This window comes from Patulibacter sp. (assembly GCF_030655195.1).
GTDB lineage: Bacteria > Actinomycetota > Thermoleophilia > Solirubrobacterales > Solirubrobacteraceae > Patulibacter.
Genome location: NZ_JAURWA010000141.1, coordinates 1 through 23,944, shown reverse-complemented (window position 1 = coordinate 23,944; position 23,944 = coordinate 1). Strand labels below are relative to the sequence as shown.

General features: G+C 74.1%; 22 protein-coding genes. 4 read left to right on the top strand and 18 right to left on the bottom strand.

Annotation, left to right across the window (positions count from 1 at the left end; translation table 11 throughout):
- Positions 1-8 precede the first annotated feature (8 nt).
- Positions 9-488 (top strand): hypothetical protein, encoded by a 480-nt coding sequence (locus Q7T67_RS16130; protein ID WP_304791901.1) that lies wholly within the window; start codon positions 9-11, stop codon positions 486-488.
- 16 nt (positions 489-504) lie between these two features.
- On the opposite strand, the gene Q7T67_RS16125 is transcribed toward Q7T67_RS16130, so the two are convergent.
- The 13 genes from Q7T67_RS16125 to Q7T67_RS16065 all read right to left on the bottom strand — a co-directional run bounded on the left by Q7T67_RS16125 (position 505) and on the right by Q7T67_RS16065 (position 14,330).
- Entirely contained in the window at positions 505-978 is a 474-nt protein-coding gene (locus tag Q7T67_RS16125; RefSeq protein ID WP_304791898.1) for an ATPase, read from the bottom strand.
- 293 nt (positions 979-1,271) lie between these two features.
- A complete protein-coding gene (gene coaD, locus Q7T67_RS16120; RefSeq protein ID WP_304791895.1) occupies positions 1,272-1,796 on the bottom strand; it encodes a pantetheine-phosphate adenylyltransferase in 525 nt (174 codons plus the stop codon).
- A complete protein-coding gene (gene rsmD / locus Q7T67_RS16115) occupies positions 1,793-2,332 on the bottom strand; it encodes a 16S rRNA (guanine(966)-N(2))-methyltransferase RsmD (protein ID WP_304791892.1) in 540 nt (179 codons plus the stop codon). Before rsmD ends, coaD begins: the two co-directional genes overlap by 4 nt.
- Positions 2,329-4,557 (bottom strand): ATP-dependent DNA helicase RecG, encoded by a 2,229-nt coding sequence (locus tag Q7T67_RS16110; RefSeq protein WP_304791889.1) that lies wholly within the window; start codon positions 4,555-4,557, stop codon positions 2,329-2,331. The genes rsmD and Q7T67_RS16110 overlap by 4 nt, the downstream gene beginning before the upstream one ends.
- 47 nt (positions 4,558-4,604) lie before the next feature.
- A complete protein-coding gene (locus tag Q7T67_RS16105; RefSeq protein WP_304791886.1) occupies positions 4,605-6,296 on the bottom strand; it encodes a DAK2 domain-containing protein in 1,692 nt (563 codons plus the stop codon).
- A gap of 109 nt (positions 6,297-6,405) precedes the next feature.
- A complete protein-coding gene (gene rpmB / locus Q7T67_RS16100) occupies positions 6,406-6,597 on the bottom strand; it encodes a 50S ribosomal protein L28 (protein ID WP_026912457.1) in 192 nt (63 codons plus the stop codon).
- A 58-nt stretch (positions 6,598-6,655) separates the two neighbouring features.
- Positions 6,656-6,985 (bottom strand): hypothetical protein, encoded by a 330-nt coding sequence (locus Q7T67_RS16095; RefSeq protein ID WP_304791881.1) that lies wholly within the window; start codon positions 6,983-6,985, stop codon positions 6,656-6,658.
- 225 nt (positions 6,986-7,210) lie between these two features.
- On the bottom strand, positions 7,211-7,666 hold the full coding sequence (gene ribH, locus Q7T67_RS16090; RefSeq protein WP_304791879.1) for a 6,7-dimethyl-8-ribityllumazine synthase: 456 nt from the start codon (positions 7,664-7,666) through the stop codon (positions 7,211-7,213).
- On the bottom strand, positions 7,663-9,048 hold the full coding sequence (locus Q7T67_RS16085) for a bifunctional 3,4-dihydroxy-2-butanone-4-phosphate synthase/GTP cyclohydrolase II (RefSeq protein WP_304791876.1): 1,386 nt from the start codon (positions 9,046-9,048) through the stop codon (positions 7,663-7,665). The genes ribH and Q7T67_RS16085 overlap by 4 nt, the downstream gene beginning before the upstream one ends.
- A complete protein-coding gene (locus Q7T67_RS16080) occupies positions 9,045-9,683 on the bottom strand; it encodes a riboflavin synthase (RefSeq protein ID WP_304791873.1) in 639 nt (212 codons plus the stop codon). Before Q7T67_RS16080 ends, Q7T67_RS16085 begins: the two co-directional genes overlap by 4 nt.
- 4 nt (positions 9,684-9,687) lie before the next feature.
- Positions 9,688-10,812: a bifunctional diaminohydroxyphosphoribosylaminopyrimidine deaminase/5-amino-6-(5-phosphoribosylamino)uracil reductase RibD gene (ribD, locus tag Q7T67_RS16075; protein WP_304791870.1), complete on the bottom strand. Its 1,125-nt coding sequence runs from the start codon at positions 10,810-10,812 to the stop codon at positions 9,688-9,690.
- 133 nt (positions 10,813-10,945) lie between these two features.
- The gene (locus Q7T67_RS16070; protein ID WP_304791867.1) at positions 10,946-12,664 is read right to left on the bottom strand and encodes a glycosyltransferase family 39 protein; all 1,719 of its coding nucleotides are present in this window, start codon (positions 12,662-12,664) and stop codon (positions 10,946-10,948) included.
- Positions 12,665-12,674: 10 nt separating this feature from the next.
- Positions 12,675-14,330, bottom strand: coding sequence for a hypothetical protein (locus Q7T67_RS16065; RefSeq protein WP_304791864.1), 1,656 nt, complete (start codon positions 14,328-14,330; stop codon positions 12,675-12,677).
- Between the two features lie 293 nt (positions 14,331-14,623).
- On the opposite strand from Q7T67_RS16065, the gene Q7T67_RS16060 reads away from it, so the two are divergent.
- The 3 genes from Q7T67_RS16060 (at position 14,624) to Q7T67_RS16050 (ending at position 17,890) form a co-directional block, all read left to right on the top strand.
- Positions 14,624-15,682, top strand: coding sequence for a glycosyltransferase family 2 protein (locus tag Q7T67_RS16060; RefSeq protein ID WP_304791862.1), 1,059 nt, complete (start codon positions 14,624-14,626; stop codon positions 15,680-15,682).
- A complete protein-coding gene (locus Q7T67_RS16055) occupies positions 15,679-16,365 on the top strand; it encodes a bifunctional 2-polyprenyl-6-hydroxyphenol methylase/3-demethylubiquinol 3-O-methyltransferase UbiG (protein WP_304791860.1) in 687 nt (228 codons plus the stop codon). The genes Q7T67_RS16060 and Q7T67_RS16055 overlap by 4 nt, the downstream gene beginning before the upstream one ends.
- A gap of 76 nt (positions 16,366-16,441) precedes the next feature.
- The gene (locus Q7T67_RS16050) at positions 16,442-17,890 is read left to right on the top strand and encodes a lipopolysaccharide biosynthesis protein (RefSeq protein WP_304791857.1); all 1,449 of its coding nucleotides are present in this window, start codon (positions 16,442-16,444) and stop codon (positions 17,888-17,890) included.
- 303 nt (positions 17,891-18,193) lie between these two features.
- On the opposite strand, the gene Q7T67_RS16045 is transcribed toward Q7T67_RS16050, so the two are convergent.
- From Q7T67_RS16045 to Q7T67_RS16025, 5 genes are all read right to left on the bottom strand, one after another.
- Positions 18,194-20,737 (bottom strand): ABC transporter permease, encoded by a 2,544-nt coding sequence (locus Q7T67_RS16045; protein WP_304791855.1) that lies wholly within the window; start codon positions 20,735-20,737, stop codon positions 18,194-18,196.
- On the bottom strand, positions 20,737-21,510 hold the full coding sequence (locus Q7T67_RS16040; RefSeq protein ID WP_304791852.1) for an ABC transporter ATP-binding protein: 774 nt from the start codon (positions 21,508-21,510) through the stop codon (positions 20,737-20,739). Before Q7T67_RS16040 ends, Q7T67_RS16045 begins: the two co-directional genes overlap by 1 nt.
- A 160-nt stretch (positions 21,511-21,670) precedes the next feature.
- On the bottom strand, positions 21,671-22,357 hold the full coding sequence (rpe, locus tag Q7T67_RS16035; protein WP_304791850.1) for a ribulose-phosphate 3-epimerase: 687 nt from the start codon (positions 22,355-22,357) through the stop codon (positions 21,671-21,673).
- 18 nt (positions 22,358-22,375) lie between these two features.
- Positions 22,376-22,594, bottom strand: a complete 219-nt coding sequence (locus tag Q7T67_RS16030) for a zinc-ribbon domain-containing protein (RefSeq protein ID WP_304791847.1) — start codon at positions 22,592-22,594, stop codon at positions 22,376-22,378.
- A gap of 80 nt (positions 22,595-22,674) precedes the next feature.
- The coding region (locus Q7T67_RS16025; RefSeq protein WP_304791844.1) for a transcription antitermination factor NusB at positions 22,675-23,944 on the bottom strand (1,270 nt) is incomplete at its 5' end.

Below are 23,944 nucleotides of genomic sequence, written 5' to 3'. Positions count from 1 at the left end.
TCCTTTGGGTGTCCGCCTGGTTCGACGTGTACGGCTGCGACCTCGTCCGGGACGGGCTGCTCGTCGGCGCGGTCCCGCGGGACGTCGACGACGTCGCGGTGCTCCGCGGACAGGGGGTCTCGCGCGTGGTCTGCCTCGTCGCGGACGAGGAGTACGAGCCCGGGGACCGGCGGGCGGTCGAGGCGGCGTACGCCGCGGCGCGGATCGTCGAGTCGCGGGTGCCGTCCCAGGACTTCGGTCGCCTGCCGGCGGCGGCGCTCGAGGCGTCCAGCGCCCTGGTGGCCGACGCGCTGGACGGGGGCGCGACGGTCTACCTGCATTGCCGGGCGGGATGGCAGCGCTCGGTGGTCACCGCGGCGGCGTCGCTCTCCCGGGTGACGGGCGATCCGCCGGCGGCGACGCTAGCGGCGGTGACGGCGGCGCGGCGGGGAGCATGTCCCCTGCCGCACCAGGTCGACGACCTCGAGACCTGGTGGGCGGGCCGCTGAACGGCCGCCGCCCCTCCTAGCGCTCGGCGCCCTCGAGCTCGGCGTCGTCCTTGCCCTGCAGGCGCTCGCGCCCGCGGCGGACGGCCGCGATGAACTTCATGAGGTTGACCTCGAGCGTGTTGAGGATCTCGTCGGCGTAGTCCTCGGCGCCGAGGCGGATCTCCCGCTCGCGCACCCGGGCCTCGTCGATGATGTCGTCGGCCTCGCGCTCGGAGAGCTTGACGATCTCGGTCTCGGACACGAGCTCGACCTGCTGCTCCTTGCCCTCCTTGATGATCCGCTCGGCCTCGCGCTTGGCCTCGGCGAGCATCTCCTGACGCTCCTTCACGATCCAGCGCGCCTGCTTGATCTCTTCCGGGATCGTCGCGCGCATCTGGTCGAGGATGTCGAAGATCTCCTCGCGGTCAACGCGAACCTGGTCCGTCAGCGGGACCTGCTTCGCGTTGTGCACGAGGTCGTCGAGTTTGTCGATGAGGACCAGAACGTCCATGGCACATTTCCTGTTCGCGGTGGTCGGGGAGAGTCCTTCTTTCGGACCTGCCGGTTCTCCCCGATGGATCCGCGTTGGGGCGGAACATTGGTGGGATTGACCCACCGCGCCTCATATCCTCCCGCATCGGCGAGAGTTCTCCAACGCGGGGGTCTCCGGCTGCAAGATCGCGCCCACCCGCGGGGCGCGCGGCGGTGCCGGCACAGGTGCAGGACCCGCCCGGTCCGGGACGGGCCGCGGACGCCGTCGCCCCCCGGCGACCGGGGCGGCGGACCGCCCGGAGGCGGCCGGGATCAGTCGGCCGCGGCGGCCGTGGCGACGCGCTCGGCGAGCAGCTTGGCGACCGGGGCGGGCACGAGCTCGTCGATCTGGCCCTCGAAGCGGGCGAGCTCCTTGACCCAGCTCGAGGACAGGAACGCGTAGCGCGGCGAGGCCATGACGAAGACCGACTCGATCTCCGGCGCCTGCTGGCGGTTGAGGTGGCCCATCTCCATCTCGTACTCGAAGTCCGAGATCTGGCGCAGGCCCTTGACGATCGCCTGCGCGCCGATCCGTCGGGCGTAGGCGACGACGAGCTCGTAGAACGGCTCGACGCGGACGTTGGTCACCCCGGCCTCGGCGAGCGCCTCGGTGATGAAGCCGATCCGCTCGTCGATCGTGAACATGGCCGTGCTCTTGCGGACGGACTGGTTCACGACGGCGACCACGACCTCGTCGAACAGGCCGGCGGCCCGCTTGATGATGTCGAGGTGGCCGTTGGTGACCGGGTCGTAGCTCCCCGGGACGACGGCGATGCGGTGGTCGGTGTCTGGGCTCATGGTGTGTGGATGCGGATCAGGGTGTCCCCGTAGCGCCGCTCGTCGACCTCGCCGAGGTCGAGGGCGAGCGGCTGCCTGCGGGCGGACTCCGTCACGACCCGCGCGCCCGGGCGCAGCAGGGGCCGCAGCGCCGCGTCGAGCACCGGGGCGAGCCGGGGCGCGTCGCTGTAGGGCGGGTCGAGCACGACGAGATCGTATGCCTCGCCGCGCGCGGCTGCGTCCCGGAGGTGACGTCGGTAGTCGCCGCGCACGACGGTCGCGGCGTCGGGCCCGAGCCCGAAGTCGCGGACGTTGCGCTCCAGGGCGTCGAGCGCCTTGCGGTCGCGCTCGACGAACGTGGCGTGCGCGGCACCGCGCGAGAGGGCCTCGAGGCCGAGCGCCCCCGTGCCGGCGAAGAGGTCCAGGACGAGGGCGTCCTCCAGCGGGCCGAGGATCGAGAACAGCGACTCGCGCACCCGGTCGGAGGTGGGTCGCGTGTCGAGCCCGGGCGGCGCGGCGACGCGGCGCCCGCGGAAGCGGCCGGCGACGATCCTCATGCCGGGATCGCCTCCTCGTCCGCGGTCTCCGCGGCGCGGGCCTCGACGGCGTCGCGCAGACCGACGTGGACGGGGTGCTCCAGGTCGGGGTCCGCGGCGTGCAGCTCCTCGGCGACGTCGCGGGCGCGGAGCAGCAGGTCGGTGTCGTCGGGCAGCCGGGCGGTCCGGTAGCGGGCGATGCCGGACTGGCGGGTACCGAGCAGCTCGCCCTCGCCGCGCAGCTGCAGGTCGACCTCGGACAGGGCGAAGCCGTCCGTGTGGGTGGCCAGCGCGCGCAGGCGGGCGGTGCTCTTGGGGCCGAAGAGCAGGCAGGTCGACGCGTTGCCGCCCCGGCCGACGCGGCCGCGCAGCTGGTGCAGCTGGGAGATGCCGAAGCGCTCGGCGTTCTCGATCAGCATCACGGTGGCGTTGGGGACGTCGATGCCGACCTCGATGACGGTGGTGGCGACGAGGACGTCGGCGGTGCCGGCGGCGAACCGCTCCATCACGGCCTGCTTCTCGGCCGGGCGCATCTGGCCGTGGAGCAGCTCGACGCGCAGCTCCTTCAGCTCGCCGGTCGACAGGCGCTCGTGCTCGGCGACGGCGGACCGGGCGTCGAGCGCCTCGGACGTGTCGACGAGCGGGCAGACGACGAACGCCTGACGGCCCTTCGCGACCTCCTCCCGGATCCGGGCGTACGCGCGCTCGCGTTCGCGGTCGCTCGCGCAGACGTGGGTCGTGATCGGCTTGCGTCCCGCCGGCAGCTGCCGCAGCGCCACGACGTCGAGGTCGCCGTAGGCCAGGAGCGCCATCGTCCGCGGGATCGGCGTGGCGGTCATGTGCAGGACGTGCGGGGCGGTGCCGGCCGGGGCCTTGCGGTCCAGGCGGCTGCGCTGCTTGACGCCGAACCGGTGCTGCTCGTCGACGACCGCCACGGCGAGCGACCGGAAGACGACCGGGTCCTCGATCAGCGCGTGGGTGCCCACGAGCAGCGGCAGCTCGCCCGACGCCAGCCGCGCGAGGAGCATCTTGCGCCGGGACTGCGGCGTCGAGCCCGTCAGCAGCTCGACCGGGACGAGGACGTCCCCCAGCAGCTTCTGCAGCGTGCGGAAGTGCTGGTCGGCGAGCGTCTCCGTCGGCGCCATCAGCGCCGCCTGGTGTCCGCTCTCGACCGCCCGCAGCATGGCGTGGAGCGCGACGACGGTCTTGCCGGAGCCGACCTCGCCCATGAGCAGGCGCTGCAGGGGCGTCTCCCCCGCGAGCCCACGGGCGTTCGTGTCGACGGCCTTGACCTGGTCGTCGGTCAGCGCGAACGGCAGGGCCTCGGCGACCCAGCGGTCGGTCAGCCCGGTCGGTCCGTCGAGGGCGACGGCCGGCCGGCTCGTGCCGTGGCGCCGCCGGCGGCGCAGGTACTCGAGCTGCCCGAGCAGGAGCTCGTCGAACGCCAGGCGGCGGCGTCCGCCCTCGTGGTCGCCGAGGTGTGCGGCGTGCAGGGCGTCGACGCGGCCGGCCAGCCGGTGACGCGCCCGCAGGCGGCCGGGCAGCGGGTCGACCGCCTCGTGGAGCTCGTCCTGCAGCTCGCGGACGCGGGCGAGGATCTCGATCGACGTCAGGCCGACGGTCGCGGGGTAGCGCGCCATCGTCGGGCCGTCCCCCTCGGGATCGCCGTGCCCGTCGGCCTCCCCCGTGTCGAGCGTCGTGCCGGGCCCGTCGGACACGTCGGGCAGCACGCCCGCGCTGAGGGGTGTCGCGGGCTCGGGCAGCGGGTCGCTGCTCGGGGCGTGGGCGGCGACCGAGAAGCGTCCGGGGCCCTTCGACGTGCCGCTGAGCAGGAGCTTGGTGCCGGGCGGGTAGCGCTCGACGAGCCACGGCTGGTTGAAGAACGCGACGCGCAGCACGCCGGTGCCGTCCGTGACGAGCGCCTCGACCAGCGGGCGCATGCCGCGACGGGCGACGGGGCGGCTGGCGATCCGCTGGACCTGGACGAGCAGCGTGACCCGTTCGCCCTCCGGGACGCCGGAGATCGTGCCGACGCGCCCGCTCTCGACCGGCAGGTGGGTCAGGAGCCCGCCCACGGTGTCGATGCCGATCGCGGCCGCGGCCTTCAGCGCCTTCTTGCCGCCGAAGCCCGACGGGGCGGCCCAGCGGGAGGGCCGTGGCCGCCGCACCGGGGCGGCACGCAGGGCGGCGACGTCGAGCGGGTCGCCGCTCGCGAAGCCGCGGACCTGGGGGTCGGGGCCGGGCACGTCGACCGATCGTCCCCGACCGGTCGGATGGGTCGCGTCGGTCCGGCTCACCCGGTCGCGACGAGCCACCACCAGGCGGGCTGTCCGCCGGTGAGGACGTCGGGCTCGCTGCCGTCCGGGGCGAGCCCGGAGACGACGTCGTCCTCCAGCGGCGCACCGTCGCCGGCCGCCAGGACGACGAGCTCGCGGCCGTCCTCGCAGGCCTGGGCCAGCACGGTGCGCAGCACGTCCTGCGGGGTCCCCCAGGCGACGAGGTCCTCGCCGACGTAGCCCAGGGCGTCACCGACGTCGAACCGTCCCGCGGGGTCGGCGCGGGCGGCCGGGGCGACCCCGGCCGTGAGCAGCTCGTCGAGCTCGGCGGTGAGCGACGCGGCGCTCTCGCTCGCCGAGCCGTCGTCGAGCGCGGCGCCCAGCGACGCCAGGCCGGCCTGCTGCGACCGCGTGGGGACCACGACGACGGGCTTCGACGCGAGCTCGGCCGCCCGTTCGGCGGCCATCAGGACGTTGCCGTTGTTGGGGAGCAGGACGATCTCGTCCGCGGGCGCACCCTCGATCGCCTCGAGGAGGTCCGCGGTGGACGGGTTCATCGTCAGGCCGCCGTCGACGACGACGGCGCCCTCCTGCGCGAACGCGCGGACGAGCCCGGCGCCCGAGACGACCGCCAGCACCGCGCTGCGGCTGTGCTCGCGGACGGCCGCGGCGGCGACCAGCGCCTCGGCGGCCGCGGCGGAGCGCCCGGTCCGCGCGGCGACCTGGGCCTCCATGTCGGCGACGTCGACGCGGGAGACCTCGCCCGTGCCGTCGAAGAGCGCCATCGCGCGGTCGGGCTCGTCCGTGTGGACGTGGATCTTCAGCGTCTGCTCGTCACCGACGACCACGATGATCGAGTCGCCCATGGTCGCCAGGTCGTCGCGGACCCGGCCGGCGTCCAGCCCCGCGCCGGTGACGGCGAAGTTCGTGCAGTACCGGAAGGTCTCCGACGCGTGGCTGAGGCCCTCCAGGCGCGCGGCGGCGTAGTGCCGGATGTCGAAGTCGCCGCCCGGCTGCCCCTCGCGGAGGAAGCGGATGACCCCGGCGAAGAGCACCAGCAGCCCGAAGCCGCCGGCGTCGACGACGCCGGCGTCCTTCAGCGCCGGCAGCAGCTCGGGGCCCTCGTCGAGGGCGCGCAGGCCCGCGGCGATCGCCTCTCCGATGACGATGGCCAGCGCGAAGGACTGCTCCGCGTCGCCGGCGGGGGCGCCGAGCTGGCCCGGATCGAGCTGGGCGACGGCGTGCGACGCGGCGCCCGCCATCTCGCGGACGACGGTGAGGATCGTGCCCTCGACGGGCTGGCGCACCGAGTCGTAGCCGCGGTGCGAGGCGCCGGCCAGCGCCGCCGCGACGAGCGGCGGACGGATCAGCTCGCCCGGACGGGCGACGAGCTCCTCGGCGGCCCCGCGGATGAGCTGCGAGAGGATGACGCCGCTGTTGCCACGGGCACCGAGCAGCGCCGCACGGGCGAGCCGGCGGACGAGCTCCTCGCGGCCGCCGTCGGCGTCGAGCGTCAGCCCCTCCGTGAGGACGGCGTCGAGCTCCTCGACCACCGAGCGCAGGGTCAGGGCCATGTTGTCCCCCGTGTCGCCGTCGGCGACCGGGAAGACGTTGAGGTCGTTGATCTCCTGCTTGCGCGACTCGACGTGCGCGGTGGCCGCCGCGACGAGGTCGCGGAAGCGGACGATGCTGGGATCGACCGAGGTCAACGGGTGACGAGGGACCGCGGGACGGGATCGGGACCGGGGCCGCCCCGGCGTGGTGCCCGGGCGGGTGCGTCGCGGCGACGGCCGGCGACGCTCGGGGCCCCGGGAGTCGCTAGACGGCCTTCTGGACCTTGCCGGCCTTGAGGCACCGCGTGCACACGTAGGCGCGCTGCGGGGCGCCCTTCAGCACGATGCGCACCTTCTGCAGGTTCGGATCGAACCGACGCTTCGTGGCGCGCATCGAGTGGCTCCGGCTCTGCCCGAACGCGGGGCCTTTTTCGCAAGAGATGCAAACCTTCGCCATAAGACGAGAGAGCGTAGCGCGCGACCGACCCCGTCCGTCGAGCGGTGCCCGACCCCGCTCAGCGACGGGGTTCGTGCACGCGATCCGGCGCCGGGACCGGCGGGTGCGCCGGCCGTCGGGCCGGCTGCGGGGAGGCGTCGGCCAGACGGCCGGGCTGACGCATGCGGAAGGCGGCGGGCGTCGCGGTGGGCAGCGGCGGCTCGCCGCCACCGCCGTCACGGCGTGGTCGCACCGGCGACGGCTTGAGCGAGCCGCCGTCGTCGTCGCCCTTGAACCACCCGCGCACCTCGCTGCGGGCGTCCTTGGGCATCAGGCGCCACGCGAAGAAGGCCGCGGCGACGCCGTGTGGGAGGAAGATCGCGAGGAGCGCGACGGACTCGGTGTCCATCGATCCAGCGTAGCGCGCGGGACCGTGGGGGTCGACGGGTCCCCGACGGCCGCGAGCGGCGACGCGCCAGGGTCGCCGAGGAGGACGGGCGGCGACGCGCCAGGGCCGCCGCACGGGACGAGCGGCGACGCGCCGGGTCGCCTTGAGGGACGGGCGGCGACGCGCCGCACCCGACGGCCACGATCGGACGCGCCCGGGGCCCCGGGCGCCCTCCGGCGCCGGCCCTCAGGAGCCCGAGAGGGCCCGCCGCACCGCGACGAGCGCCAGCACCGCGTCGGCGGCGTGCCGGCCCGAGTCGCGCTTGTCGCCACCGGAGCGGGCCAGCGCCTGGTCCATCGTGTCGACCGTCAGCACGCCGAAGGTCGCGGGCACCCCCGTCGAGATCTGCACCGCCTGCAGACCGGCCGCGGCCTCGGAGCAGACGAAGTCGTAGTGGTCCGTCTCGCCCTTGATGACGGCCCCCAGGCAGGCGATGCCGCCGTAGCGGCCCGACTCCGCGAGGTACTTGGCGGCGAGCGGCAGCTCGAACGCGCCGGGGACCTCGAAGACGTCGACCGGGTCGGTCGGTCGCCCGGCCGCGGCGGCGGCCTCCGCGAAGGACGCCTGCGCGCCGGCGATCAGCCGGTCGGCGAGGTCGCGGTAGAACGTCGCCGCGACGATCGCGAAGCGGCCGTCGGTCATCGGGCCGACCCCGCGTCGGTGCCCGTCGCGGCCCCGTGGGCGTCCGCGGTGCCGTCGGCGGCGTGGTCGCGCGCCTGCTCCTCGTGGAGCATCTCCTCGTCGAGCGGGAGGCCCTGGTGGTGGACGGGCTCCCCGACCGGCTCGCCGTCGACCACGCCGCTGAGGATGTGGCCCATCCGGTCGCGCTTGGTGTGCATGTACGTCGAGTTGTGCTCGTTGGCCCGGTGCTCGATCGGCACCTGCTGGCTGACCGAGAGCCCGTAGCCCTCGAGACCGCGGATCTTCTTCGGGTTGTTCGTCATGATCCGGATCGAGGTCAGACCCAGGTCGACGAGGATCTGCGCGCCGATGCCGTAGTCACGCAGGTCGGCGGGCAGGCCGAGCTTGAGGTTGGCGTCGACGGTGTCGTAGCCCTCCTCCTGCAGCTTGTAGGCGCGCAGCTTGTTCAGCAGGCCGATCCCGCGGCCCTCCTGGGCGAGGTAGAGCAGGACGCCCTCGCCCTTCTCCTCGATCGTCATCAGCGCCGACTCGAGCTGCTCGCCGCAGTCGCAGCGCAACGAGTGGAAGACGTCGCCGGTGAGGCACTCGGAGTGGACGCGGACCAGCACGTCGTCCTTGCCCGCCACGTCGCCCTTGACGAGCGCGACGTGGTGCTTGTCGTCGACGAGCGAGCGGTAGCCGACGGCGGTGAAGGTGCCGAACGCGGTCGGCAGGTTGATGTCGACCACCCGCTCGATCAGACGGTCGTTCTGCCGGCGGTAGGCGATCAGGTCGGCGACCGTGATCATCTTCAGGCCGTGCTTCTCGGCGTAGCCGACGAGGTCGGGCACGCGGGCCATCGTGCCGTCGTCGTTCATGATCTCGCAGATCACGCCGGAGGGATGGAGGCCGGCGAGGCGGGCGAGGTCGACGGACGCCTCGGTGTGACCGGTGCGCTCCAGCACGCCGCCGCGCTTGGCCTTCAGCGGGAAGACGTGGCCGGGGACGACGACGTCGCGCGGACCGGAGCGCGGATCGATCGCGACGGCGACCGTCTGCGCGCGGTCGTGCGCGCTGATGCCGGTGGTCACGCCCTCGCGCGCCTCGATCGAGACGGTGAACGCGGTCTCGAACTGCGCCTCGTTCTTGGCGGCCATCAGGTCGAGGCCGAGCTCGTCGCACCGCTCGGGGGTCAGCGTCAGGCAGATCAGCCCGCGCGCCTCCTTCGCCATGAAGTTCACGGCCTGCGCGTCGGCGAACTGCGCGGCGACGACGAGGTCGCCCTCGCTCTCGCGGTCCTCGTCGTCGCAGACGATGACCATGCGGCCCGCGCGGATGTCCTCGATCGCCGCCTCGACGGTGTCGAACGGGTGCGCCACGGAACGGGCGGAGGTCTCGCTCACGAGTGGTCCTTCATGGAGAGCAGCTTCTCGACGTGCTTGGCCAGCACGTCGACTTCGAGGTTGACCGGGTCCCCGGTGCCGAGGCCCCCGAGCGTCGTGCGCTCCAGGGTCTCGGGGATCAGCGAGACCTCGAGGGCCGTCCCGTCGATCGAGGAGACCGTCAGCGACACGCCGTCGATCGTGATCGAGCCCTTCTCGACGACGTAGCGCAGGAGGGCCGGATCCTCCGGGGCGATCCGGAGGATGCGCGCGAAGCCGTCGGGGCGGATCTGCGCGACGGAGCCCGTCGCGTCGACGTGGCCCTGGACGATGTGCCCGCCGAAGCGGTCGCCGGCCGCCATGGCGAGCTCGAGGTTGACGCGACCGCCGGGCCGCGCGGCCCGCGACAGGCTCGTGCGGCGCAGCGACTCGTTCATCACGTCGGCGACGAAGCTCAGGGTGGCGGTGCCCGCGGACCCGTCCCCCGGCACCTCCGCCGACTCGCCGACGGCGGTCAGGCAGCAGCCGTTCACGGCGATGGAGTCGCCGGGCCGGAGGTCGCCGGCCAGCGACGTGGACACCCGCAGGCGCACCCCGTCCTCCTGCTCGTCGACGTCGACGACGGTCCCGAGGTCCTGCACGATGCCGGTGAACACGGTCTCACCACTCCTTGAGACGGGCGATGGTCAGGAGGTCGTCGCCGACCGCCTGCCGGGTCAGCTCCACGGGGCGCGCGGCGTCGGCGATCCGCTCGACGCCCTCGCCCCCGATCAGGCCCGGGGCCTGGCGGCCGCCGAGCAGCAGGGGGGCGACGAAGAGCCGCAGCTCGTCGATCTCCCCCGCGTCGAAGAAGGCGCCCGCGAGGTGCGAGCCGCCCTCGAGCATGAGCGAGGTGACGTCGCGCTGCCCCAGCTCGGCCAGCGCCGAGCGCACGCGGGAGTGCTCGTTCTGGCCCGAGACGACGACGACCTCGACGCCCGAGGCGGTCAGCGCCTCGGTGGCGGAGCGCGACGCGGCCCGGCTCGTGATCAGCGTGACCGGGGCCTCGTCGATCGAGGCGACCAGGCGCCCGTCGAGCGGCAGCCGCGCCTCGGAGTCGAACACGACCCGCCGGGGCTGGCGGGCGACGCCGGGGACGCGGGCGGTCAGCTGGGGGTCGTCGGCCAGGGCGGTGCCGATGCCGACGACGACGGCGTCGACCTCGGCGCGCCACTGGTGGGCGAGGTCGCGCGACGGCCCGGAGGATATCCAGCGGGAGTCGCCCGAGTGGGTCGCCAGGCGACCGTCGAGGCTCGTGGCGGTCTTCATCATCACCCAGGGCAGACCGGTGCGGGCGTGCTTGCGGAACGGCTGGTTCTGGCGGCGGGCGCGGAGCCCGACCGGCGAGTCGGCCGGGGCGGAGGCGACCTGCACGCCCTCGTCCCGGAGGATCCCCAGGCCGCGACCGGACGCCTTCGTCGACGGGTCGTCCGAGGCGACGACGACGCGGGCGAGGCCCGCCGCGAGGATCGCGTCGGTGCAGGGGGGCGTGCGGCCCTGGTGGCAGCAGGGCTCGAGCGAGACGTGGATCGTCGCGCCGGTGAGGTCCTGCTCGCCGCAGGCGGCGATCGCCTGGACCTCGGCGTGCGGGCCGCCGAGCTCGGCGTGCCAGCCCTCGCCGAGCACCTGGCCGTCGCGCGAGACGACCGCCCCCACCAGGGGGTTGGGGCTCACGTGCCGGCGCCCGCGCTCGGCGAGCTCCACCGCCCGCTCCAGCAGGGCCACGTCTCGGGCATCCATCGTCATCGGCCACCGGAGGATAGAGCGGCGCGGTCGCCGCCCCCTGCGCGCCTGGGCTCGCGGCGTGGACGCCGGGAGGAGCGGCCGGGGCCGGGACGACTCCGTGCGGCGGGCGCCGGGGCCCCGGCCGGCCCGCGGCTCAGGTGCCGCGGCAGTTGCCGCCGGTCAGGTGGTAGACGTTCATCAGCGCCCCGGGCCGCTCGTACGCCCGGGGGTAGTAGTCGAACGACCAGTCGAAGTCGAACTTCACCGGGTCCGCGCCCTTGCGGTACGGCGAGGCCGTGAAGACGAGCTCCGCCTCCTTCTCGAGCCGGTCGTAGTACTCGATCGCCCGGGGCACCTCGTCGGGCTCGGCCTCCGCCCGCCCGCGCTGCGTCGAGCCGGTGACGACCCAGCAGTAGCGGCCGGCCTCGTAGACGTCGATGAGCTTCGGATCCAGCGAGCGGACGTAGTTCTCGAGGAAGAAGGGGACGCCCCCGCGCACCGGCCGGCCGGTCTGCAGGTCGAACGGGGAGCGGCTCGTGGAGTACCGGCCCCATCGGGCGCCGTCGTCGCGCAGCGTCCCGGTGCGGCCCGGATCGGTCAGCCAGCCCGCGGGCACCACGGGCTCGACGACGAGCTTGGAGCCCTCCCTGACGTTGGCCACGAGCCAGTCGCGGGTCTCGTTGCGGGTGTCCTCGCGGGCGAGGGTCCGCGAGACGTGCAGGCTCGACGCGAGGCCCTGCCCGCAGAGCAGCAGGCCGACCGCCAGCAGGGCCGCGTGCCGCCACCGGGGCCGACGGAACTCGGCCAGCTCGACCAGCCGGCTGCCCGCGTAGCCGGCCAGCAGCGCGATCGCGGGGTAGACCGGGAGCAGCCAGCGGGCGAAGAAGCGGCCCTGGATGCTCATGAAGAGCAGGAAGAGGACGACCGTGGGGACGAGCATCAGCCAGACGCGGCGCTCGTCCCGCCACAGCGGCAGGAGCGCGCCGACCGCCGCCACCGCGGGGACCACCCCCAGGCCCCACGTCAGCGTCCAGACGTAGAAGCCGATGCCGCCGCCGCGCGTGGAGCCCAGCTTGCTCGTCGTCTCGCCGCCGGCGGCGGAGCTCTGGTGCGCGATGCCGAACCAGAAGTCGTCGAAGTTCAGGAGCGCGTAGGGGTTGGCCGCGACGAAGCCGACCGCGAACGCGACGAACGCCAGCATCGTGCCGCGGACCGCCGGGACCCGGCCGTCGGGCTGCGCGGCCTGGATCACCGCGGCGACCAGGACGGGCAGGAGGACGATGCCGCCGGTGTACTTCATCGCCGCGGCCAGGCCGACGGCGAGACCGGCGACGAGGTAGTCCCGGTCGCGGCCGTAGCGCAGCACCCCGGCGGAGGCCCACAGCCCGAGGGCGACGGGGGCGACCGTCGGGGCGTCGTTGAGCGCGAGGTGGCCGTAGAAGACGGGCAGGAACGCGACGGACAGGAGGCCGGCGGCGAGCAGACCCGTGCGGCGGTCCAGCAGCCGGGCGCCCGCGAGGTAGACGAGCCAGACCGAGGTGACGCCGATCAGCGCCGACACGACTCGGCCGACGACGAAGACCGACCCGGGGTCCTGCGCGAACGCGGACCAGACGCTGTCGGCGCCGCCGAACCGGAGCCGCAGCCCGATGTGGGTGGCGTAGGTGAACCCCGGCGGGTTGATGAAGTAGTGCGGGTCCAGGTCGCCGCGGAACATGCCGACGGCCTGGGGCAGGAAGTGCGAGCTCTCGTCCGCGTTGTACGACCACGGCAGGCCGGAGCGCACGCCCCAGAGGCGCAGCACGAGCCCGCCGAGGACGAGCACGCCGACGGCGATCCCCCACCGCAGGCGGTCCGGGGCCGGGAGTCTCATGCCCCGGCGGTCAGCACGACGCGTAGACGGTGTAGTGGACCGACGTGGCGATCCGCCGGAAGCCCACCGGCGGGATCGAGTCGAACGCCCGGTCGTCGCCGACGAAGACGTAGCCCTGGCGGATCAGCGCCAGGCGGGAGGTCGGCAGCAGCACGACGCCCCGCGAGATCCGCGGCGTGGGATCGGGGACGACCGTCTCGACCGGCTTCCCGTCCTTGCCGGTGGTCGTCGTGTACCGCAGCTTGCCGTCGGCCCGGCGCAGGCCCGCGGCGCTCGGGGCCTCGCGCCGGGCCAGGCGCCGGTCGGGGCTGTCGAAGCCCGTCACGTCGCGGTCGAACAGCGCCGGCTTGAGCATCGAGCGCGCGAGGACGTCCCCGGTGCCCGCGTCGAGGATCCACCGGGAGTCCGGGACGAGCTTGTGGTTGGGCGTCCACAGGGGACCGCAGCGCAGCGCGCGGCGCACGACCGGCCGGTCCAGGACGTCGACGAGGTCGTGGTGCGCGTCGCCGCGGAACGTCAGGTCGTTGGCCAGCGAGTTCGGGTTCAGGTTGATCGCCCCGACCACGACGACCCCGACCCCGCCCAGCAGCGACAGGCGCGACCACCACGTGCGGACGCGCCCCGCCGGCATCAGGGTCCAGCCCGCCAGGAGCACGGCGGCGAAGATCAGGAGCAGCGCGGCGGGGACCAGCAGGTAGCGGTCGATGACCGAGAACCCGCCGAACCCGAGCAGGAAGAACGTCCCGATGCCGGCGACGAGCAGGACCAGCGGCATGCTCGCCCGGCGCGGGACGATCCACAGCGTCACCAGCAGGCCAACGATCCCGGCGAAGAACAGGGCCGTCCCGTCGATCCCCTTCAGGAACGCGATCGTGACGAACGGGATCTCGAGCGGCCCGCGCGTGCGCCCGAGCTCCTCGGCGAGGCCCGACGTGTAGGTCTGCGAGAAGAGCGGGTTGCCCGTGACGACGAAGTCGGTGGTCAGCCAGATCGCGGTGGCGACGCAGCCGAACGCGAGCCAGAGGATCCCGCGGCGCGTCAGGACGTTGCGCAGGCCCTCGCGCACGGGGCGCAGCGGGGCGCCGTCCCACGCCATCCACAGGCCGTAGAGCCCGCAGAGGACCCAGCCCTCCGGGCGCAGCGTGCCCGCCAGGGTCAGCAGGACGAGGACCGGCCAGCCACGACGGCGACGCCGGGTCTCGAGGACGGCGGCCCAGATCACGAGCGCCATGTAGGTGACGTCGAGGTAGCCGCGGACCGCGAGGAAGATCAGGTCCCAGTTGGCGACGAGCAGCACGCCCGCGACGAGTCCCACCCACCGGTTGAAGGCCGCGGTGGCCAGCTGGTACATGCCCGCGGCGAGCGCGGCGACCGACGCCAGGGCGCAGAAGACGACGACGCGGTCGGCCCCCTCGCCCAGCGGCGTCAGGACCATCGAGAAGAGGATCGCGAGCGGGTGCTCGGTCGGCGCGCGGAACGCGTCGAAGACCGGCTTCTGCCCGTCCCAGATCTCCCGGGCCCACAGCAGCGCGTAGTAGCTGTCGTAGTTCGGGTAGGTCGGGAAGACCACGAACAACGCCAGCAACCCGGCGCAGAGCAGGCCGAAGGCGATCCAGGGCAGACGGGAGCTCGGGCCGCTGCGGTGCGTGTCTTCCGGTCCTTCCAAGATGCGACGGCGAGTCTACGGGACCTCCGCCGACGCGCGACCAGGGGTCCCGCGCGGCCCGGTGGCGCCGGGCGCGGCGGGGACCGGGCGTCGGGTCCGCCACCGCCTCTGGAATACTGCTGCGGTTCCACGGCATCGACCGATGCGCGTGCCCGCGCCGCGCCATCCTTCTCGGACGGCCGGCGGGAGCGGAGGGAGCACGAGGTCGAAAGGCGCCTCCCCTCCGCCGCAGGCCTGCGCCAGAGCGCACGCCCGCGGCACCGACCCGACCGTCCAACGACGCGCTGAGCCCCATGAAGCTGATCATCCAGATCCCCTGTTTCAACGAGGAAGAGACGCTCCCGACCACGCTGGCGGACCTCCCACGGACGGTCGCCGGCTTCGATCAGGTCGAGTGGCTCGTCATCGACGACGGCTCCGTCGACCAGACGCTGCGCGTCGCCCGTGACCACGGCGTCGACCACATCGTCAAGCTCACGAACAACAAGGGCCTCGCGGCGGGCTTCCAGGCCGGCCTCGACGCCTGCCTGAAGCTCGGCGCCGACGTCATCGTCAACACCGACGCCGACAACCAGTACGACGCGTCGTTCATCCCGGCGCTCGTCGCGCCGGTGCTCGCCGGCGAGGCCGACATGGTCGTCGGCGACCGCGAGGTCCACAAGATCGAGCACTTCTCGCCGCTGAAGGTGCGGCTGCAGAAGCTCGGCTCGGCCGTCGTGCGCCGCGCGTCGGAGACCGACATCGCCGACGCGACGTCCGGCTTCCGCGCCTACAACCGCGAGGCCGCGATCCAGCTGGCGGTCGTCTCGCGCTTCACCTACACGCTCGAGTCGCTGATCCAGGCCGGCAAGCTGCTGGTCGCGACGAAGCACGTGCCCGTCTCCACGAACGAGAAGCTCCGCGAGTCGCGGCTGTTCCCGTCCATGTGGTCGTACGTGCGGCGGAACACCGTCTCGATCTTCCGCATCTACGCGCAGTACGAGCCGATGCGCGTGTTCATGAGCCTGGCGGGGATCCTCTTCCTGCTGGCGTGCATCCCGTGGCTGCGGTTCTTCGTGGCCTGGGTGCAGGACGACGGCGCGGGCCACGTGCAGTCGCTGATCTTCGGCGGCGTGCTGTTCACCGCCGCCGTGATGGTCGCCGCCCTGGCGGTCATGGGCGACCTGCTGCACGGCCAGCGGATCCTCACGCAGCGCGTCTTCGAGCGCGTGCGACGGATCGAGCTGCAGCTCGGCGTCCCGCCGAGCCACTACGAGCCGGGCGCCCGCCCGACCGGCCAGGACCCCACGACCGGCGCGCACGCCGCGCCGCCGGTGACCGACGAGATCGACGCGGAGACGACGTCCCGATGAGCACCCCCAGCCAGCCCACCGGTCCCGCCAAGCCCTCGGGCTCCGGCGGCAACCCCGTCGTCGTCACGACGAACGACGAGGGGATCATCACCGGCAACACGTACGACAAGTACAACACCCAGAACCCCGTCGCCAAGCGGCTGCAGGCCGGGTTCGAGCGGCAGCTCGAGGAGCTCTTCGTCCGGGCCGACGCGCAGTCGCTGCTCGACGTCGGCTGCGGCGAGGGCGTCCTCGTCCACCAGTGGGCCACCCGCCTGGGCGACAAGCGCGTCGTCGGGATCGATCTCGAGGAGGACTCGATCCAGGCCGGCTGGGCGCAGCGTCAGGCCCCGAACCTCGACTACCGCATCATGCGCGCCGAGAACCTGCCGTTCGAGAAGGACGAGTTCGACGTCGCCTCGGCGATCGAGGTCCTCGAGCACGTGCCGGACCCGGAGCACACGGTCGCCGAGATGGCCCGCGTCGCCAAGCGGTACCTGCTGGTCTCCGTCCCCCGCGAGCCGATCTGGCGCGCGGTGAACATGGCGCGCGGCGCGTACATCAAGGACCTGGGCAACACGCCGGGGCACCTGAACCACTGGTCCACGCGGTCGTTCAAGAAGATGCTCGCCCAGCACGGCGAGGTCGTCGAGACCCGCCAGCCGTTCCCGTGGACGCAGCTGCTCGTCCGCGTCGGCGACTGATCCCCTTGCGGGGCGGACGGGACCCCCGGCGGCACCCGTCCGGCCCGCCCCGCGCCGCGGCGCCGGCGCTCCTCGCATGAGCACGCCCGACGATCAGGGCCACCGGCCCTGCGAGCACACGGCCCCGGGCGCCCTGCCCGCGGATCCCAACGTCGACCCGTCGGGTGCGGTCGCCGACGAGGCGTTCGCCGAGGACGTCGCCGAGGCGACCCATGACCGCGGCGCCGCCGGCCGCGGCGCGCGCCTCCTGACGATCGGGATCGCCTCCACGGGCCTCCTGACGTTCCTGTTCTTCTCCGTCGCGTCGCACGCCCTCGGCGACTCGGACCGCGGCCAGGAGCAGTACGGGCAGGTCGCCACGATGTGGGCGATCCTCTTCACCGCGATGTCGGTCTTCTACCGGCCGGTGGAGCAGCTGCTCTCGCGGACGATCGCGACCGCCAGGGCGAGGGGCGAGGCGCACCCGTCGCTGAAGGAGCCGCTCCTGATCCAGGCAGGCTTCGCCGCCGTCCTCGTCGTCGCGGCCCTGATCGCCCGCGGTCCGCTGCAGGACAACATCGGCTCGTCGGGCATGTTCTGGCTGCTCGTCGGCGCCGGCGTGGCGTACGCCGCCAGCTACTTCGCCCGCGGCTTCGTCGCCGGCCACGGCTGGTTCGCGCTCTACGGCGGGCTCGTGCTGTTCGAGTCCGTCGCGCGGATCCTCTTCCCGATCGCCGCCCTGATCGGCATCTCCTCCGGCCAGATCGCGGTGGCCGCCGGCATCCTCGCCGCCCCGCTGGCGTCGCTGCTCGTCGTGCCGTGGGCGATCCGCGCGGCGACGCAGCGGATGGGCGCCGAGACCGAGCGGGCCGCCGCCGAGGGCGTCGCCGCCAAGCCGGGGTCCGAGGCGGGGCTGCGGGCCGGCGGGTCGTTCGCGGTCGCCGTCGCGATGATCCAGCTCGGCGAGCAGACCCTCGTCAACGCCGGGACGCTGCTGACCGAGGACAAGGTCGCCGCCGGCCTGATCTTCTCGGCGCTGCTCGTCACCCGGGCGCCGCTGCAGCTGTTCCAGGCGGTCCAGACGACGCTCCTCCCCCACTTCGCGGCCCTCGTCGCCACGGGTGCCCCGGACGAGATCGCGGCCGCGATCCGCAAGGCGATCACCTACATCGCCGCCTTCGCCCTGCTCGTCGTGGTCGGCCTGCTCGTCCTGGGCGGCGTCGTGATGCCGATCCTCTTCGACGGCCAGGAGCCCCCGGTCCTCGGCCTGGCGGTGGTCGCCGTGGGCATGGGCGCCCACCTGACCGCGGGCACCCTGAACCAGGCGGCGCTGGCCCGCGGTCACGCCTGGCCGGCGGCTGTCGCCTGGCTGATCGCCGGCGCGGTCTTCGTCGCCTGGATGCTGATCGGCCCGATCGACGACGCCCTGACGAACGCCGAGGTCGGCTACACGGCCTGTGCGTTCCTCCTCTGCGGCCTGCTCTCGCGGGTCTACGCCCGGCCGATCGTCGGTGGCGGGCCGGCGGTCGCCGGCGCCGCCGACTGACCCGGAGGGGTGGCGGGGCGTCGGGGCGGGCCGCCCGGCGGGTCGCGGAAGCGGACACGATCCCGGTCTCGACGGACTGTTCCGCGCGAGACCTGGATCGGGGTGCGCCACGGGCCACGATCCGGGTCTCGGCGCCGAAGCTCCTCCGAGTCCCGGATCGGAGCCGACGCGGACCTCGCCGTCGCGGCCGTCCGTCGTCGTCTCGGCACGTGGTTCGGACCGGGGCGACCATCGTGGCCGTCCGCCACTGCTCGCGGGCGCCCCGCGGCCGCTCCCCGACGCGCCGGCCGGCCGGCCGCGGGCCTACTCCCCCGCGATCGCCTCCAGCACCTCGACCTTGGCCGCCCGTCGCGCCGGGCGGATCGCCGCCACCACGCCCAGGGCGCCGGTGAGGACGATCAGCAGGGCGATCTGGCCGATCGGGATGGAGAGGGCGAAGCCGTCGAGGGTCGCGCCCACCGCGGCGGCGAGGACGAAGCCGAGGCCCGCGCCGAGCAGGGCGCCCAGGAGTGCGGTGATCACCGCCTCCAGCAGGACCATCCGGCGGACCTGGGCCCGGGTGGCGCCGACGGCGCGCAAGAGGCCCAGCTCGCGGATGCGCTCCTGGATCGACAGGGTCAGGGTGTTGACGATGCCGAACAGGGCGACGAGGACCGAGAGGCCGAGCAGGGCGTAGACGAGGCCCAGCAGCTGGTTGACCTGGCCCGTCTGGTCGGTGATCCAGTCGCCCCGGGTCAGGGCCTCGGTGGCGGGATAGTCCCGCGACAGCGCGCGCTGGACGGCCTCGCGGCTGCCGTCGGCGACGACGAAGAACGGCTGGGTCGTCCCGAACTCCGCCGCCGTCTCGCCGTTGACGACCACGCCGCTGACCGCGGAGGCGCTGCCCTGGACGATGCCGACGATGCGCAACAGGTGGTCCTCGCCGTTGGTCCCGCGCGCGATCAGCGTCCGGCCCGCCCGGGCGCCCAGCGAGTCCGCGACCGTGTCGGTCACGTACGCCCGGCCGACCCCGGGGTCACCGGCGCGCCCTCCCCCGTCGGTGCGCTGCAGCCGGACGAGCCCGGTGCGCAGCGCCTCGGCGTCGAAGATCGTCAGGCTCGCGCGTCGGCCACCGACCGCCACGCGGCTGAAGCCGACCCCGCCCGCGGACTGCACGCCCGGGGCCCGCCGGACGGCGCCGACGACCGAGGTCGGCACGCCGCTGAAGGACCCGCCCGAGGCCTGGACGACGACCGGGGCGGCGACGACCCGCTCGATGTCGCCGCGCAGCGTCTCCCGGAGACCCGCCGCGAAGACCGTCGCGAAGACGACGAGGGCCAGCCCGATCATCAGCGCGCTCGAGGTGATCGCCGTGCGGCCCGGCTGCCGGGCCGCGTTGTCCTGGGCCAGCCGACCGGGCAGCCCGAAGAGCCGCTGCAGCGGTCGGCCGAGCAGCCGGGCGATCGGGCCGACGAGGACCGGCGAGATCAGCGTCGCGGCCAGGAACAGCAGACCCGCGCCGCCACCGGCGAACGCCGTGCCGGTGTCGTCCGTCACCGTGCCCGCGAGCGAGAGGCCCAGGCCGACGACCCCGACCACGCCGATCACCGCGCCGGCGATCACCGGACCGCGCGGCACGGCCCCGCGGCCGGGAGGCGCGGCGGCGTCGCGCAGCGCCTCGACCGGTGCCACGCGGGTCGCCCGCCGGGCCGGGAGCAGGCTCGCGGCGGCGGTGACGGCCATCCCGACGACGAAGCCGACGAGGATCGTCCGCCCCGAGAACACCGTCGCCGTCGCCGGCAGGTCGACCCCGAAGGCCTTGATCAGCGCCCGCAGCGCCGGGGCGACGACGAACCCGGCGACGAGGCCGAGCGTGGCACCGAGCAGGCCGACCGTGAACGCCTCCGCGGCGACCATCGCCCGCACCTGGCCGCGGGCCGCACCGAGCGCCCGCAGGAGCGCGAACTCGCGCTGCCGCTGGGCCATCGTGATCGTGAACGTGTTGAAGATCAGGAACGCGCCGACGAACGTCGCGATCCCGGCGAACACCAGCAGGATCGTCGGCAGGAACGAGATGCGGTCCTTGATCTCCTTGGACTGCCGGGCGCCCTGGTCCTCGCCGGTGCGGACGGTCGCACCGTCCCCGGCGACCCGCCGGACGTCGGCGGCCACCTGCTCGTCGCGCGTGCCGGCGGCGCTGAGCGCGAGGACCTGGCTCCAGTAGCGCCGGTCCTCGCGGCCGAGGAGGTCCGCCGCGGTCGCCTGGGTGGCGATGACGGTCGGCCGCGGGCCGAACGACCCGATCTCGCCGAGCCCCGCCGTCCCGACGAGCCGCAGGCGCCGCCGGGGGCCCTCGCCCTGCACGACGACGGTGTCGCCGACCCGCACCCCCGCGCGCTCCGCGGTGGCGGTGTCGAACACGACCTCGTCGGGGCCGGTGGGACCGCGCCCGGAGGTGTAGGTGACCCCGCCCACGCCCGGCGGCAGCGCGGAGATCAGCTGGGTCGGAGGCCCCTGTCCACCGACGCGGGTGCGCCCGTCCTTGCGGTAGATGATCGCGGGGCCCGAGACCTGCCCGACGGCGATCCGCACGCCCGGGGCACCGGCGACGCGGTCGACGGTGTCCTTCGGCAGCCCGCGGTCGTCGTCGCTGCCCTCGCTGCTGGGCGTCCCGATCGGCACGGCGGGCGTGACCGCGACGGCGACGCCGCGGTAGCTGACCTCGCCGATCTCGTCGAACGAGCGCGAGATCGTGTCCGTGAAGATCAGCGTGCCGGAGATCAGCGCGACGCCGATGACGACGGCCAGGGACGTCAGGACGGTCCGGCGGAAGCGCTCGCGGAGGGAGCGCAGGAGCAGGACGCGCATCAGGTCCGGGGGTCGCGTGCGACCGTCCCGGCCGCGTCCGCCTCGGGGTCCGTGATCTGCCGCAGGCGCTCGTGCACGGCGTCGGAGCCGCCGGCGGGCCCGTCGTGCACGATCGCGCCGTCCTTGAGCAGCACGAGCCGGTCGGCGTAGGAGGCGGAGTGCGCGTCGTGGGTGACCATCACGACGGTCTGGCCGAACTCGTCGACGGAGCGGCGCAGGAGCTCGAGGACCTCCTCGGAGGACCGCGAGTCGAGGTTGCCCGTCGGCTCGTCGGCGAAGATCACGGCCGGGCGGCTGGCCAGGGCGCGGGCGACCGCGACGCGCTGCTGCTGGCCGCCGGAGAGCTCGCTGGGCCGGTGGTCCCGGCGGTCGCCGAGACCCACCGTCGCGATCAGGCTCTCGAGCCACTCCGGATCGGGCTTGCGGCCGGCGATGGTGAGCGGCAGGAGGATGTTCTCCTCCGCCGTCAGGACGGGCAGGAGGTTGAACGCCTGGAAGACGAAGCCGATCCGGTCGCGCCGCAGCTCCGTCAGGCGCTTGTCGTCCAGGGACCCGGTCTCCACGCCGTCGATCGTGACCGTGCCGCTGTCGGGGCGGTCCAGACCGGCGACGCAGTGCATCAGCGTGGACTTGCCCGAGCCCGACGGCCCCATGATCGCGGCGAGCTCGCCCGCGGCGAAGTCGACCGAGACGCCGTCGAGCGCCGTGACGACGGTCTCGCCGCGGCCGTAGGTCTTCCGCAGGGCGTCGGCCTGCACGATCGGAGTGCTCACGTGAGCATTTACGCAGAGCAGCGGCTGCAGGACGTCCCGGGCCGGGGTCATCCCCGGCGGACCGGGGACATCCCCGGCTGATGCGGGCCTCCGCCGTGGTGGTGGGCCTCGCGGCGGGACCCCGGAGACCCGGGTGGTCCCGGCGGGCCGGGTGCTCCGGTCAGGCGGCGGTCGCCGCCGCGGCCGCGGCCTGCAGCTCGCGGACGGCCTCGCCGGGGTCGGGCTTGCCGAAGACGGCCGATCCCGCGACGAAGCTCGTCGCGCCCGCGGCGGCGCAGCGTCCGATCGTGGCGAGGTCCACCCCGCCGTCGACCTGCAGCACGGCGTCGGGGCCCAGCAGGCGCGCCATCCGCTCGATCTTGCCGAAGGAGGTCGGGATGAACTTCTGCCCACCCCAGCCGGGGTTGACGGTCATGCAGAGGCCGAGGTCGACGAGCTCCGCCGTCTCCTCCAGCGGCGCCAGGCCCGTGCCGGGGCAGACCGCGAGGCCCGCCAGCGCGCCGAGCTCGCGGGCCTGGCCGAGGGCGAAGTGCAGCTGCGGCGTGGCCTCGGCGTGGACGGTGAGGCAGTCCGCCCCGGCCTTCGCGAAGTCGGCGAGCTGCCGCTCGGGACGCTCGATCATCAGGTGGACGTCGAGGACGGCGTCCACGCCCTTCAGCGCGTCGACGACGATCGGGCCCATGGTGATCGGCGGGACGAAGTGGCCGTCCATCACGTCGATGTGGATGACCGTGACGCCGGCGTCGATGCACTCCTCGACCTGACTGCGCAGGCGGCCGAAGTCGCTGGCGAGGATCGAGGGCGCGATGCCCTTGAGGCGGGCGAGACGGGGGTCCGGGGCGGTCACCGCGTCAGCGTAGCTGCCTCAGACTTGGACCAACATGCTGCTGCCGCAGTGGTTGCAGGCCAGCGTCGCGGTCTTCGACATGCGCACGATCGTCGAGTGCTCGCCGCAGTTGGGGCAGACCGAACGCAGCTCGTACCGGGACAGGCAGTTCACGCAGCGGTAGCGTCCCGGGAGGTTCGTGGGCCGGAGCCAGGGCTCCTTGCATCCGGGGCACTTGAGCCCGAGGTCGACCTCCATGCCCGCCACTATGGCAGTCGTCGGGCCCGGACCCCGCCCCGCCCGGCCGCGCCGGGCAGGGGCCCGTGCGGGCCCCCGGATCAGCCGCCGACGGAGGCCACGTAGAAGCCGTCGGTGTGGTCCCGGTGCGGGTACAGCCGACGCACGGTGCCCTCCCCCAGACGCTCCTCGCCGGGGTTCAGCGTGCACACGCTGTAGACGATGCGGCCGCCGTCGCGGACAGCGTCCTGGGCGACCTGCAGCAGGCGGGCCTGGAGCTTCTCGAGCTCCCGCAGGTCGCCCTCCTGCACGCGCCAGCGGAGGTCGGGGTGCGAGGCGAGCGTGCCCAGGCCGCTGCAGGGGGCGTCGAGCAGGACGCGGTCGAACGAGCCGGGCTCCAGCCCTGCGTCCAGCGCGTCGGCGTGGCGGACGTCGACGATCGACGCCCCCACGCGCTCGCAGGTGCGCCGCAGGGCGCGGGCGCGTCCTCCGTGCTTCTCGAGCGCGACGATCTCGCCCTCGCCGCCCATCAGGTCGGCCATGTGGGTCGTCTTGCCACCCGGCGCGGCGCAGAGGTCGAGGATCCGCTCGCCCGGCTGCGGGTCCACGGTGCGCCCGACGACCTGCGAGCTGTACGACATCGCGACGTAGACGCCGGCGTGCCACGCGGGGTCGGCGAGGACGTCGAGCGGGCCGGTGACGCGGCGGGCCTCGGGGATCGCCTCGTCGAACGGCTCGCCGGGGATGAGCAGGCCCTCGGCCTCGGCCTGGCCGGCGCGCAGGCCGTTGGCGCGCAGGATCAGCTCGGAGGGCTGGTTGCCGGCGGCCAGCAGGGCGCGGGTGGCGTTCGGCCCGAGCCAGTCCCACCAGCGACGGACGAGCCACAGCGGGTGGCTGTGGCGGATCGCCGCGCCCTCCGGCGTGTCGTCCGCGGGGATCAGGCCCTTCGTGCGGTTGCCGTCCTCGGCGCCGGAGGCCTCGGCGACGCGGCGGAGCACGGCGTTGACGAGCTTGAAGCCGATGTTGGGCTTGGCCAGCTCGACCGCCGAGGCGACCGCGGCGCGGGCCGGGACGCCGTCGGAGAACAGCAGCTCGTAGAGGCCGACGTGCAGCGCGGCGCGGACCTCCACGTCGAGCTCGCGGTCGACGTGCTGGCCGATGACGTGGTCGAGCGTCAGGCGGCGCTGGATCGCCCCGAACGCCAGGCGCTTGGCCTGGCCGCGCTCGCGCGGGTCCAGGTCGCCCGCGACGCCGTGCAGCGCGCGGTCGGCGTAGGCGCCGTCGCGCAACGAGCGGACGACGACCTGGTGGGCGGCGCGGCGGGCCGCCCCGGCCTTGTCGGCGCCGGACTTCGACGGGCGCGGCGGGCGG

What these genes read in the sequence shown, in the direction of transcription:
- Q7T67_RS16125 (WP_304791898.1), bottom strand. Translation starts at nt 978, where the DNA reads ATGGACGTTCTGGTCCTCATCGACAAACTCGACGACCTCGTGCACAAC.
- coaD (WP_304791895.1), bottom strand. Translation starts at nt 1,796, where the DNA reads ATGAGCCCAGACACCGACCACCGCATCGCCGTCGTCCCGGGGAGCTAC.
- rsmD (WP_304791892.1), bottom strand. Translation starts at nt 2,332, where the DNA reads ATGAGGATCGTCGCCGGCCGCTTCCGCGGGCGCCGCGTCGCCGCGCCG.
- rpmB (WP_026912457.1), bottom strand. Translation starts at nt 6,597, where the DNA reads ATGGCGAAGGTTTGCATCTCTTGCGAAAAAGGCCCCGCGTTCGGGCAG.
- Q7T67_RS16095 (WP_304791881.1), bottom strand. Translation starts at nt 6,985, where the DNA reads ATGGACACCGAGTCCGTCGCGCTCCTCGCGATCTTCCTCCCACACGGC.
- ribH (WP_304791879.1), bottom strand. Translation starts at nt 7,666, where the DNA reads ATGACCGACGGCCGCTTCGCGATCGTCGCGGCGACGTTCTACCGCGAC.
- ribD (WP_304791870.1), bottom strand. Translation starts at nt 10,812, where the DNA reads ATGACGATGGATGCCCGAGACGTGGCCCTGCTGGAGCGGGCGGTGGAG.
- Q7T67_RS16070 (WP_304791867.1), bottom strand. Translation starts at nt 12,664, where the DNA reads ATGAGACTCCCGGCCCCGGACCGCCTGCGGTGGGGGATCGCCGTCGGC.
- Q7T67_RS16060 (WP_304791862.1), top strand. Translation starts at nt 14,624, where the DNA reads ATGAAGCTGATCATCCAGATCCCCTGTTTCAACGAGGAAGAGACGCTC.
- Q7T67_RS16055 (WP_304791860.1), top strand. Translation starts at nt 15,679, where the DNA reads ATGAGCACCCCCAGCCAGCCCACCGGTCCCGCCAAGCCCTCGGGCTCC.
- Q7T67_RS16050 (WP_304791857.1), top strand. Translation starts at nt 16,442, where the DNA reads ATGAGCACGCCCGACGATCAGGGCCACCGGCCCTGCGAGCACACGGCC.
- Q7T67_RS16045 (WP_304791855.1), bottom strand. Translation starts at nt 20,737, where the DNA reads ATGCGCGTCCTGCTCCTGCGCTCCCTCCGCGAGCGCTTCCGCCGGACC.
- Q7T67_RS16030 (WP_304791847.1), bottom strand. Translation starts at nt 22,594, where the DNA reads ATGGAGGTCGACCTCGGGCTCAAGTGCCCCGGATGCAAGGAGCCCTGG.